This window comes from Thermosynechococcus sp. M3746_W2019_013 (genome assembly GCF_015296045.1).
In the GTDB taxonomy this organism is placed as follows: Bacteria; Cyanobacteriota; Cyanobacteriia; order Thermosynechococcales; family Thermosynechococcaceae; genus Thermosynechococcus.
Genome location: NZ_DVDW01000028.1, coordinates 1 through 10185, shown reverse-complemented (window position 1 = coordinate 10185; position 10185 = coordinate 1). Strand labels below are relative to the sequence as shown.

Sequence of the window (10185 nt, the reverse complement as noted above, 5' to 3'; positions counted from 1 at the left end):
GTCACGATTTGCTGAGCTACTTGTTGCCTATGCCTTGGCCCTTATCCCGTGGTTACCGTCGTCAAATTGCCCGCCTTGAGATTACGGGGGCGATCGCTGGAGGTACTCGCCGGCGTGTCCTCAAAGCCCTGAAAACCATTGAAGAACGGGGCTACCCGGCGCTGCTCGTGCGCATTGACAGTCCCGGCGGTACCGTAGGCGACTCCCAAGAAATCTATGCTGCCCTCAAGCGCTTGCAGTCGAAAATGAAAATCGTGGCCAGTTTTGGCAATATCTCGGCCTCCGGCGGAGTCTATATCGGCATGGGGGCACAGCACATCATGGCCAACCCCGGCACCATTACGGGTAGTATTGGCGTCATCCTGCGGGGCAACAATTTGCAACGGCTCCTCGATAAGGTGGGGGTCTCCTTCAAGGTGATCAAGTCTGGTCCCTACAAGGACATTCTGGCTTTTGATCGCGACCTCACGGAGGAGGAAATCCGTATTCTGCAAGACCTGATTGACACCAGCTATCACCAATTTGTCCAAACCGTGGCCGAAGGCCGCAACCTCGATGTGGAAACGGTGCGCAGTTTTGCCGATGGCCGTGTCTTTACGGGTGAGCAGGCCCTTGCCTTGGGACTGGTAGATCGCTTGGGTACTGAGGAGGATGCCCGCCGCTGGCTGGCAGAACTGGTCGGCCTTGACCCCGACAAAACCAAGGTGCAAACCATCGAAGAACCGAAGTCTCCCTTGGCTCGGCTGTTTCCCCGTCAGCAGGAGCGCTTCCCTTTCCCGTGGCAAGCGGGTCTGGATTGGTTGGAATTTGAAATGACCACCAATGGGCTTCCCCTGTGGCTCTATCGCCCCTAAGCTGGATACAGTACCCTTGCGGATGTCTTGATGGAGGAGCACACTGTGGGCTGGCGCGTCCGAGCAATTCGTGGAGCAACTACCGCCACTGAAAATTCAATTCCCGCAATCCGTGAGGCGGTTTTGGAACTCCTCAGCGAGATTGAGCGGCGCAATGCCCTTGATTTATCGGAAGTAATTAGTGTCACCTTTTCTGTCACCCGTGACCTCGATCAGATTTTTCCGGCGGCGATTGCCCGTGAATGCCCCCATTGGCGGAACATTCCCCTCCTCGATGTCCAGCAAATGCACGTAGAGGGAGACCTACCCCGCTGTATCCGCTGCTTGATTTACTTCAACACCCCCAACCCAGATCAACCAATTTACCATGCCTACCTACGCCATGCCCAAAGCCTCCGCCCCGATCTAGCCATGCGTGGCGACTACCATCCCCTCGAACTGTCCTCTCATTCCCTAGATTAACTATGAGCGCTCTTGTCCGTGATTACATGACCCCCAACCCCTTTACCATTCGTGCCGCTGCCCCGATTTCAGAAGCAGTTCGTCTCATGGAAGAAAAACAAGTGCGCGGCCTCCCCGTCGTGGATGATAGGGGCAAATTGGTGGGACTGGTCTGTGAGGCGGACTTGATCGTGCGCGAAGCACCCCTAGAGCCGCCGTTATACATTACGTTCCTAGGGAGCATCATCTACTTTGAGTCTCCAGAGTCTTTTCACCAACACCTTAAGAAAACCCTCGGCCAACAGGTGCAGGACGTCATGACCCCCAACCCCCACACAATTAACGTGGATGCACCCATTTCCGAAGCAGCTCGCCTCATGGTCAATCACCACATTAGTCGCCTACCGGTTTTGAACGATCAGGGGGAGTTAGTGGGCATCATTAGCCGCCATGATCTGTTGCGAGCCTTGCATGCCCAAGAGGGCTCTGCGTGACGTTTGTCAAATTGGCCTGAGCCTAACTTTCAAGACGAGTGACTTTCCATAGAATAGCCACAGGTTTGCTCGCGATCGCTGGAAGGTTCCTTGATCATGACCGCTTCCCTTGATAGTCCTCCACTTTCCAATAGGCAAACTTTAAAAGCTTACCCTTATCATCAACTATCAAGAAGTGCCCGAGCTCAAGCTTATAGGTGTCTTCAAATATGCTGTATGGGGCAGTGATATAGCCATATTGAAGAAACAAAGAAACAAAGAAAGGGCTAAAGGACTGAGCTCTTTTTTAAACTTAGGGTGTTTATGAAAGGCTTTGAGCTCAGAAGCAGTCATAAAAAGTTCATCTTTAGTGTAATAGTAAAGAGGTTTTACCCCAATCCTGTCTCTACAGAGTATAAGTTTTTTCTCTTTTTTATCCCAAAGGGCAAAGGCAAACATACCCCTAAAGCGATGCACCGCCTCAAAACCCCATCTATGAAAAGCTTTAAGTATTACTTCGGTATCTGAGCTGGAGAATTTATAGCCTTCTTTTTCAAGCTCTTGCCTTATTTCTCTAAAGCTATAAACTTCTCCATTGTAAGTGATCACAAGATTTTTAAATTCCATTGGCTGGTGTCCTGCGGAAGAAAGGTCAAGGATGGAAAGCCTTCTGTCAGTAAGGGCAAGCCCATAAGAAGGTTCTAAAAAAATACCTCCATCGTCGGGTCCACCATGGGCAAGATTACCCCTATAATTAAAGTCCCAAAATCCCGCTATCCGGCACATTTTAAGCTTACTTAATGCTTTGTTTTAAATATCATACCAACTTGAAAGTTCATAAAAGCTGGTAAATAGTTAAATGGTATACCTTCCACCTTTATTAATTCAAATTTAGATGATAAATATTCAAGTAAAACTCTATAATCAAAACCTTTATGCCCTCCTTCTATCCTTTTTACTTTTTTAGTTATACCAATCGACGCAAAGAAAATTTCGGATAACTTATATTTGAAAGTTTCTGAATCATCTTTATATTTAAATCGTTTTACGAGGTGTTTGATCAAAAAGATAGGACCAAACTCTATAGGAACTGTAATAAATATTAGACCATTGAGATATTTAGAAATAAATTCAACATATTCTTCAAGAATAGGTTTTGGTAAGTGTTCAAAGGTTTCTAAAGATATGCAGACATCAAAAAAGAAATCATTATTAAACAAATTAAACTCTTGAGTAATCTTTGATGGATTTTTTGCTTCAATTAAAATAATGTTATTTAAGCCTCTATATTTACTCTTAGCTTGATCTAATAAATTTTCCCAGTTGCTATCTATTCCTACATAAATTTTTGGATTTATCTTTGTAAATTCAAGTGTTCTTAGATCACCACAGCCAATTTCCAGAATAGCTAGACTACTAATCTTATCTTTTCCTAATAAATTAAGCAAATTGCTTTTAAGCCATATATATCTTCGTGTATGAAAATAACTTCTTAAATATCCACTAAAAATTCTCTCGTTATAACCTCTTGGCTTCTCCATTTCAAACCTCCTAAAATCATTCTATAAACTCAAACTCAAAACATCCTTCCACTACTCTACAATTTTTTCAATTTTAAACTCCTTAGCCTTTCTACCGCTTTTTGGGCATAACATCTTCTTAAATCCTCATCTTTTAAAAACCTCTTCATCAGCTTCAACCCACATAAGCTCCCTCTCTTCCAAAGGCTCTCTTGCCTCTTGAAATTTTACCTCAAAGGTCGACATAAGCACGACATAGCTTGCAAACTCAGGCTCTTTGTCTTGATGGAGGAGCACACTGTGGGCTGGCGCGTCCGAGCAATTCGTGGAGCAACTACCGCCACTGAAAATTCAATTCCCGCAATCCGTGAGGCGGTTTTGGAACTCCTCAGCGAGATTGAGCGGCGCAATGCCCTTGATTTATCGGAAGTAATTAGTGTCACCTTTTCTGTCACCCGTGACCTCGATCAGATTTTTCCGGCGGCGATTGCCCGTGAATGCCCCCATTGGCGGAACATTCCCCTCCTCGATGTCCAGCAAATGCACGTAGAGGGAGACCTACCCCGCTGTATCCGCTGCTTGATTTACTTCAACACCCCCAACCCAGATCAACCAATTTACCATGCCTACCTACGCCATGCCCAAAGCCTCCGCCCCGATCTAGCCATGCGTGGCGACTACCATCCCCTCGAACTGTCCTCTCATTCCCTAGATTAACTATGAGCGCTCTTGTCCGTGATTACATGACCCCCAACCCCTTTACCATTCGTGCCGCTGCCCCGATTTCAGAAGCAGTTCGTCTCATGGAAGAAAAACAAGTGCGCGGCCTCCCCGTCGTGGATGATAGGGGCAAATTGGTGGGACTGGTCTGTGAGGCGGACTTGATCGTGCGCGAAGCACCCCTAGAGCCGCCGTTATACATTACGTTCCTAGGGAGCATCATCTACTTTGAGTCTCCAGAGTCTTTTCACCAACACCTTAAGAAAACCCTCGGCCAACAGGTGCAGGACGTCATGACCCCCAACCCCCACACAATTAACGTGGATGCACCCATTTCCGAAGCAGCTCGCCTCATGGTCAATCACCACATTAGTCGCCTACCGGTTTTGAACGATCAGGGGGAGTTAGTGGGCATCATTAGCCGCCATGATCTGTTGCGAGCCTTGCATGCCCAAGAGGGCTCTGCGTGACGTTTGTCAAATTGGCCTGAGCCTAACTTTCAAGACGAGTGACTTTCCATAGAATAGCCACAGGTTTGCTCGCGATCGCTGGAAGGTTCCTTGATCATGACCGCTTCCCTTGATTTGATTTGGCAGCAGGCACGTCAGGGTGAAGCAGAGGCCATTGCCCATTTGATGAACCGCGCACTCCAAGCCAAGGGGGTGCGCGCCCTCGTGCGGCGGCGGGGCGACTGTTTACAAATTATGTTTGAAGCAGCGCGATCGCTCCCCCCACAAGTCTGTGTTCAGTTTGTTTGCCGAGGTCTCAGGCAATTGGCGCCCCAAGGCGTTCTGCGGGTGCGTCTCCATGCTCGGCTACTTGGCGAAGAATGGCCAGAATGGACACAGACCGTTGACCTACGGGAGACCTTACCAGCGGCACCGCCTCCTCAAGCAAGTTCCAGCTCAAATGCAGCTATACCTACCACGCCATGGTCTCATCAGGCGGTGAGTGCCTTTGCCCTCAGTGTGCTGGCGATCGCCAGCACCAGTGCCATTGCCCTGACGTTGCAAAATCAACTCAGTGTCGATGCCCCGCCCAGTGCAGAACCCAGTCCAGCCATTACACCCCCTGAACCCGATGTTCCCCTTGTGTCCCCCCCACTCGCCCCTAGCGATCGCCGCTTGCGGATTAAGGCGGTTGGCGATATTGTCCTTGGCACCAATTTTCCCAGTAACCGCTTGCCTGCGGATCCCCAAAAGCTCTTTGCCCAAGTAAAACCCTATCTTCAGGGGGCAGATTTCCTCTTTGGCAATTATGAAAGTACCCTTACCGATCATCCCCATCCCTACAAAAACACCCAGGGGGGTCGCAGTTTTGTCTTTCGCTCACCGGCCAGTTATGCACAGGTGTTACGCCAAGCTGGTTTTGACGTCCTCAACATCGCCAACAACCACAGCTACGACTTCAACGAACAGGGATTTCGCGATACGATTCGCCACATCAACGCCGCTGGCATGACCGCCATTGGTGATCTCAATCAAATTACCTACCTCGAAGCCAATGGCCTGAAAACCGCATTTATTGGCTTTGGCACCTACTACGGCCAAAATCGCATCCAAGACCTCAAGGCCAGTGCCCCCCTTGTGCGGGAGGCTAAGAAAAACGCTGATATTGTGGTTGTCAGTTTCCACGGCGGCGCCGAAGGTAGCGATCAAATTTATACCCGCGATCGCACGGAGTACTTCTATGGGGAAGACCGGGGCAATGTAGTTCAGTTTGCCCGCACCATGATTGACAATGGTGCCGATTTAATTTTGGGTCACGGCCCCCATGTTCCCCGTGCCCTTGAATTATACAAAGGCCGCCTCATTGCCTATTCCTTGGGGAACTTTGTCGGCTATCAGACTCTAAGCAGTCACGGCCCCCTTGGCAAGTCGCTGATTCTCGATATTGAACTCGACAGTTCTGGTCGCTTTATTCAAGGAAAAGTCATTCCTGTACGCCTAGATGCCAAAGGGATTCCCCATATTGATCAAAACTTTGCCAGTGTGCAACTGATTCGCCGTTTAATCCAAGCTGACTTTCATAACACTCCCTTGCGGATTGAACGCTTCGGCGAGATTATCAACAGCGATTCCCAATCCTAGTCTTCCTTTGATTCCGTTTACACAATCCCCAAAATCAATATGCTTTAACTAAGCACTAGACAGTAGGAGTCATATTTTCACTGCCAGTGCGCTGACAACTCAACGGCACTGAAAGGATCGAAGAAAAGTATAAGTTAAAACAAATGGCTATTAAGCTAGCAAGCATTTATAAAAGAGCCATTTCATTGGCAACAGATGAATCCTCTAATTTTATTTGAGATTCATTTTTATCTGCAATCTCCTATTTTAATAATTTATTAAATTCTGACAAATAATAATCTATCTAGTTCCTATCTAGCAGGGTAATAATTTTACTGTGAATATCACTTTTGCGTTTATAGACTAGTAAATTTTTCAATTCCTATGAAAAAGGCTGTGCATTATGGCTATTTCGAAAGAGAGTGAGATATTGCAAAGAGAGATAGATTACCCTTGAAACGTCCTCAATATCCTTAAAGAACAGGAGCTATAGACTGAATTTAGGAGATCAGGTTGTCTCCTATGTCAAGTAAGGTGGCAAAGATGAGGTGAGTTGCAATTATTGTGCCGCCCAATTTCTCATTCTTTATTGGAATAGCTATAACTTTCGCAGTGTCGGGAGTGTGCGATACTGATCAAAAGAGCTGTGCTACGATCCAAATCTTCAAGCAGTGAAAAAGCGAGTGACATTGACATTTCCCCGGCGGACGATTCAAATGCCCGTCACCTATCGCCTAGCCAAGGACTTTAATATCGCCGCCAATATCATCCGTGCCCAAGTGGCACCTAACCAAGTGGGCAAACTGGTTCTAGAATTGGCTGGAGATATTGACCAAATGGAGGCCGCCCTCGAATGGTTGCGGCAGCAGAATATTGAGGTGTCCCTTGCCAGTCGTGAAATTGTGATTGATGAGCAGGCCTGTGTCCACTGTGGGCTCTGTACAGGGGTATGCCCCACTCAGGCGCTGACGCTCCATCCAGAAACGTTTCAACTCCAATTTACCCGCTCCCGTTGCATTGTCTGTGAGCAATGTGTTGCCGCCTGTCCGATGGAGGCGATTCACACAAACTTTTGATTGAGATTAGGGCTCTAGGGTAACCTCTTCATCAATCGCAGATAGGTGGCCTTGCCAGCCAATGCTCTTGAGTTCAACCGCATCTTCTGGAGGGGAGTAGGCCTGCCAAACCCACAACCCCGAGGCACTGGGACGAAAGCTTTCCCATTGCTGTTGGCGGCTATGAACCAGTACATATTCCTCAAGGCTCTCAAGGCTTTGATAGTCAATGAACTTATCGCCGCGATCAAAGGCCTCTGTTGAGGGAGAGAGCAGCTCAATCACCAAGCAAGGGAAGGATTTATAGAGCAGCGTTTGCCGATCCCGTGGATCACAGGTCACAATTAGATCTGAATCTGGATATCTGGATAGTAAAAGCAGTTGCGCTCTTCTAGGCGCACTTTCATATCTGAAATGTAAAGACGAGAACCCCGTTGCCGCACAGGGGGGCGTAGAAGGGTGGCCAAATTCAAGGCCGGGGTGAGGTGGGCATCAGTAGCTCTTGCCATTGCATACACTTGGCCGTTGCTGTAGTCGTGCTTAGCCCCATTTTGGGTTTCCCATTGTCAATAGTCTTCAGGACTCAGTGGCGGCGAAGGTTGCGTGCTCATTGGCACTTTGGAATAGTCAGCGGTTATCTCGCTACTATTGAACTTATTGATCCTAGGGTACGAGGAAAATCATGGCCCAAGAACATGGATATTGGGTACTAGCGACGCTGGCGGGCATGGTGTTCCTGATTACCCCAGCCAGGGGAGGGCCTGCGGTTGTACTGCCAGAAAGTTTTTATCGGGCGATCGCCAACCAAGACTGGGCGACAGCGGTGCAAATTCTCGATCAGGTCATTCGTGCCCATCCCCAACAGGCCCAAGCCCTTGGTAGCTATCGTCAAGAATTGCTGCGATTGCAACAACTGCCCCCAACCCCTGCTCCGTCAATGGCAACGGTGATCACTCAGCCCAGGGGTATTATACCGATTCTGCGGCGGCAAGAGGGGATTCCCGTTATTCAAGTTACGTTTAACCAACGACTGCAGTTTGAGATGCTGGTGGACTCAGGAGCCAGCATGACAGTGATTACGCGATCGATGGCACGGGCTTTGGGCATTACCCCAGCTCAAGTGGTGGATAATCGCGTGTTTTATACTGCCAATGGTCAAGTGGTGCTGCCAGTTGTCTATGTCCAATCCATAAGTGTCGGTGGCTTCCATCGTAAGCAATTGCCCGTTGCCGTGGCTGGGCCTGAAATGAGGATTGGGCTTTTGGGGCAGGATTTTCTCCAGCACTTTGATGTCAGTTTGCGGCAAGATCATATTCAGTTGCAGCGTCGTCCATAGGAAATGCCCATTCTTGCCCAAGCGGTCTTAGCGAGCCACAATGCTGGCAAAGTCAAGGAGTTTCAAGGCTGGTTACAGCCGTGGATTGGGGAGTTGCTAGCCCTGCCAGTCACCATTGAGATTGCTGAAACTGCGGATTCCTTTGTGGGCAACGCCTGTTTGAAGGCCGCTACTGCCGCCAAGCAAATGGGACAGTGGGCGATCGCCGACGATTCGGGGCTAGCAGTTCATGCTCTTCAGGGGGCACCGGGAATCTATTCGGCTCGCTATGGTGCGACGGATGCTGAGCGCATTGAGCGGCTATTGCGGGAAATGGCCGACGTGAGCGATCGCGCCGCTGAATTTATTTGTGTCATTGCCCTCGCCCGTCCCGATGGCACGATTGCCGTTACAACCGAGGGACGGTGTGCAGGCGAGATTTTAACCGCTCCCCGGGGTCAGGGGGGGTTTGGCTACGATCCTGTCTTTTGGGTACCCAGTCAGCAGCGTACCTTTGCCGAGATGAGTCCCGTCGAAAAGCAACAAGTTAGTCATCGCGGTCAGGCTCTGCAGCGGCTGCGGGAGTATTTCCAGGCCTTCAATCCGTAGATTTACGGTTGTTGCCAGGAAGTTTTTTTTCCTAGACTGACATCGGTAATGTTCCTAAGCTAACCTGTGGCCACTATGCAGGAATGGGTCTAGTGTCCCAGAGTTGCATTAAGCAATGCCCTTCATAGAAAGAGACTCATAGGGAATATAATGAAAACAAAGGGATAGGGTCCCTTGGCCCAGTGGCTAGCAGGCTTCTTGCCGTGATTCAAAGCAAAAACTATGGGCGATCGCGAATTAATAGACCAATTTATTAAAGACTTGATTCAGAAAAATTCGCGAATGCTCTCGAATCGGCACCTGCGTGTAGAAACAACATTTGATGAAGTTCAGCTCATTTCCTACAAAGATGGCATTGTTGCACGGGTGAAAACAGATGCCCCCACCCTTGCCATTGAAGTACGGGATGCATCCCCCTATCGGCCTCTGATTCAAGAGGTAATGGTAGATTATGAAATCTTCCAAGTCGGCATAGCTCAAACCCCCGGATTTTTACGTTACGAACATCGCACTGTTCCGGAAGGCTATGTCATCCAATACACCGAAGCGGGAGTGCTGTGGAAAGACCGCTGGGCACGGGGTAAGCGACGCGGTGCTCTTACAGGAGGCAACTCCCTCGCCATGGATGCGATGATTCTTTATCGGGGCACCTGGTATCCTATTCAAAGCGCCAATGCTGCCAATGGCTTTGTTGCCATTCGTACCTTGGGGGGAGAAGCCACCTACAGCGCCTCGGACTTTCTTGTGTGGCTGAAAAAAGAGGAAAAAGATACTGCACAGAGTCACAGTCAGATCAGTGCCTACAAACGGGGAGAACGTATGGGAGAAATCGACAGTGAGCCCACCCAAATCCTCGAGGCCACGGAAATTATGGCTGCCAAGGCCAGTGGTACCCCATCCAGCCCAATCGGCTCCCCTGCTAGTGAACCAGAGGAAACAGAGGAGGCCGTTATTTTGCCTGCAGCGCCACAGGTACCTGCTGCGGCAGCAACGGCTTCAGCGTCCTCTGAGCCTGCACAACCAGTTGAAGCTAGCCAAGGATATGCAGGGGCAAACTACGAGCAATCCGTCGGCTATCCCCACCCCAACTACGACTATTCCCAAGGATATGCAGGGGCAAACTACGAGC

The 10185-nt window shown here is 49.2% G+C and carries 14 protein-coding genes; 10 read left to right on the top strand and 4 right to left on the bottom strand.

Going from position 1 to position 10185, the window contains the following annotated elements; translation table 11 throughout:
- Positions 1-29: 29 nt before the first annotated feature.
- The 3 genes from sppA to IGQ16_RS05875 are packed head-to-tail and all read left to right on the top strand — an operon-like array spanning position 30 to position 1789.
- Positions 30-854 (top strand): signal peptide peptidase SppA, encoded by an 825-nt coding sequence (sppA, locus tag IGQ16_RS05885; RefSeq protein ID WP_297060602.1) that lies wholly within the window; start codon positions 30-32, stop codon positions 852-854.
- A 30-nt stretch (positions 855-884) separates the two neighbouring features.
- Positions 885-1316, top strand: coding sequence for a chorismate mutase (aroH, locus tag IGQ16_RS05880; RefSeq protein WP_024124842.1), 432 nt, complete (start codon positions 885-887; stop codon positions 1314-1316).
- A gap of 2 nt (positions 1317-1318) precedes the next feature.
- The gene (locus tag IGQ16_RS05875) at positions 1319-1789 is read left to right on the top strand and encodes a CBS domain-containing protein (RefSeq protein WP_024124841.1); all 471 of its coding nucleotides are present in this window, start codon (positions 1319-1321) and stop codon (positions 1787-1789) included.
- A gap of 168 nt (positions 1790-1957) precedes the next feature.
- On the opposite strand, the gene IGQ16_RS05870 is transcribed toward IGQ16_RS05875, so the two are convergent.
- Both IGQ16_RS05870 and IGQ16_RS05865 read right to left on the bottom strand, forming a co-directional pair.
- Positions 1958-2554 carry a hypothetical protein gene (locus tag IGQ16_RS05870; RefSeq protein ID WP_297060600.1) on the bottom strand — a complete coding sequence of 199 codons (597 nt, stop codon included), beginning with the start codon at positions 2552-2554 and terminating at the stop codon, positions 1958-1960.
- 11 nt (positions 2555-2565) lie between these two features.
- Positions 2566-3309 (bottom strand): hypothetical protein, encoded by a 744-nt coding sequence (locus IGQ16_RS05865; protein ID WP_297060599.1) that lies wholly within the window; start codon positions 3307-3309, stop codon positions 2566-2568.
- A 264-nt stretch (positions 3310-3573) separates the two neighbouring features.
- Here IGQ16_RS05865 and aroH (IGQ16_RS05860) point away from each other — a divergent pair, with 264 nt between their 5' ends.
- From aroH (IGQ16_RS05860) to IGQ16_RS05845, 4 genes are all read left to right on the top strand, one after another.
- Positions 3574-4005: a chorismate mutase gene (gene aroH / locus IGQ16_RS05860; protein ID WP_024124842.1), complete on the top strand. Its 432-nt coding sequence runs from the start codon at positions 3574-3576 to the stop codon at positions 4003-4005.
- Positions 4006-4007: 2 nt separating this feature from the next.
- Positions 4008-4478, top strand: coding sequence for a CBS domain-containing protein (locus tag IGQ16_RS05855; RefSeq protein WP_024124841.1), 471 nt, complete (start codon positions 4008-4010; stop codon positions 4476-4478).
- Positions 4479-4574: 96 nt separating this feature from the next.
- On the top strand, positions 4575-6098 hold the full coding sequence (locus IGQ16_RS05850; protein ID WP_297060597.1) for a CapA family protein: 1524 nt from the start codon (positions 4575-4577) through the stop codon (positions 6096-6098).
- Between the two features lie 650 nt (positions 6099-6748).
- Complete coding sequence (locus tag IGQ16_RS05845; protein ID WP_011057637.1) at positions 6749-7153, top strand: NIL domain-containing protein; 405 nt, start codon at positions 6749-6751, stop codon at positions 7151-7153.
- A gap of 6 nt (positions 7154-7159) precedes the next feature.
- On the opposite strand, the gene IGQ16_RS05840 is transcribed toward IGQ16_RS05845, so the two are convergent.
- Together IGQ16_RS05840 and IGQ16_RS05835 are read right to left on the bottom strand one after the other, a co-directional pair.
- Entirely contained in the window at positions 7160-7474 is a 315-nt protein-coding gene (locus tag IGQ16_RS05840; RefSeq protein WP_255325328.1) for a Uma2 family endonuclease, read from the bottom strand.
- Between the two features lie 2 nt (positions 7475-7476).
- Entirely contained in the window at positions 7477-7641 is a 165-nt protein-coding gene (locus tag IGQ16_RS05835) for a Uma2 family endonuclease (protein WP_297060594.1), read from the bottom strand.
- A gap of 173 nt (positions 7642-7814) precedes the next feature.
- Between IGQ16_RS05835 and IGQ16_RS05830 the strand changes: the two genes are divergently transcribed.
- The 3 genes from IGQ16_RS05830 to IGQ16_RS05820 form a co-directional block, all read left to right on the top strand.
- A complete protein-coding gene (locus IGQ16_RS05830) occupies positions 7815-8468 on the top strand; it encodes a retropepsin-like aspartic protease (protein WP_297060592.1) in 654 nt (217 codons plus the stop codon).
- A gap of 3 nt (positions 8469-8471) precedes the next feature.
- The gene (gene rdgB / locus IGQ16_RS05825) at positions 8472-9056 is read left to right on the top strand and encodes an RdgB/HAM1 family non-canonical purine NTP pyrophosphatase (protein ID WP_297060591.1); all 585 of its coding nucleotides are present in this window, start codon (positions 8472-8474) and stop codon (positions 9054-9056) included.
- Positions 9057-9278: 222 nt separating this feature from the next.
- Positions 9279-10185 (top strand): hypothetical protein (locus IGQ16_RS05820; RefSeq protein WP_297060590.1); only part of this gene is annotated, 907 nt, incomplete at its 3' end.

What these genes read in the sequence shown, in the direction of transcription:
- sppA (WP_297060602.1), top strand. Translation starts at nt 30, where the DNA reads ATGCCTTGGCCCTTATCCCGTGGTTACCGTCGTCAAATTGCCCGCCTT.
- aroH (WP_024124842.1), top strand. Translation starts at nt 885, where the DNA reads ATGGAGGAGCACACTGTGGGCTGGCGCGTCCGAGCAATTCGTGGAGCA.
- IGQ16_RS05875 (WP_024124841.1), top strand. Translation starts at nt 1,319, where the DNA reads ATGAGCGCTCTTGTCCGTGATTACATGACCCCCAACCCCTTTACCATT.
- IGQ16_RS05870 (WP_297060600.1), bottom strand. Translation starts at nt 2,554, where the DNA reads ATGTGCCGGATAGCGGGATTTTGGGACTTTAATTATAGGGGTAATCTT.
- IGQ16_RS05865 (WP_297060599.1), bottom strand. Translation starts at nt 3,309, where the DNA reads ATGGAGAAGCCAAGAGGTTATAACGAGAGAATTTTTAGTGGATATTTA.
- aroH (WP_024124842.1), top strand. Translation starts at nt 3,574, where the DNA reads ATGGAGGAGCACACTGTGGGCTGGCGCGTCCGAGCAATTCGTGGAGCA.
- IGQ16_RS05855 (WP_024124841.1), top strand. Translation starts at nt 4,008, where the DNA reads ATGAGCGCTCTTGTCCGTGATTACATGACCCCCAACCCCTTTACCATT.
- IGQ16_RS05850 (WP_297060597.1), top strand. Translation starts at nt 4,575, where the DNA reads ATGACCGCTTCCCTTGATTTGATTTGGCAGCAGGCACGTCAGGGTGAA.
- IGQ16_RS05835 (WP_297060594.1), bottom strand. Translation starts at nt 7,641, where the DNA reads ATGGCAAGAGCTACTGATGCCCACCTCACCCCGGCCTTGAATTTGGCC.
- IGQ16_RS05830 (WP_297060592.1), top strand. Translation starts at nt 7,815, where the DNA reads ATGGCCCAAGAACATGGATATTGGGTACTAGCGACGCTGGCGGGCATG.
- rdgB (WP_297060591.1), top strand. Translation starts at nt 8,472, where the DNA reads ATGCCCATTCTTGCCCAAGCGGTCTTAGCGAGCCACAATGCTGGCAAA.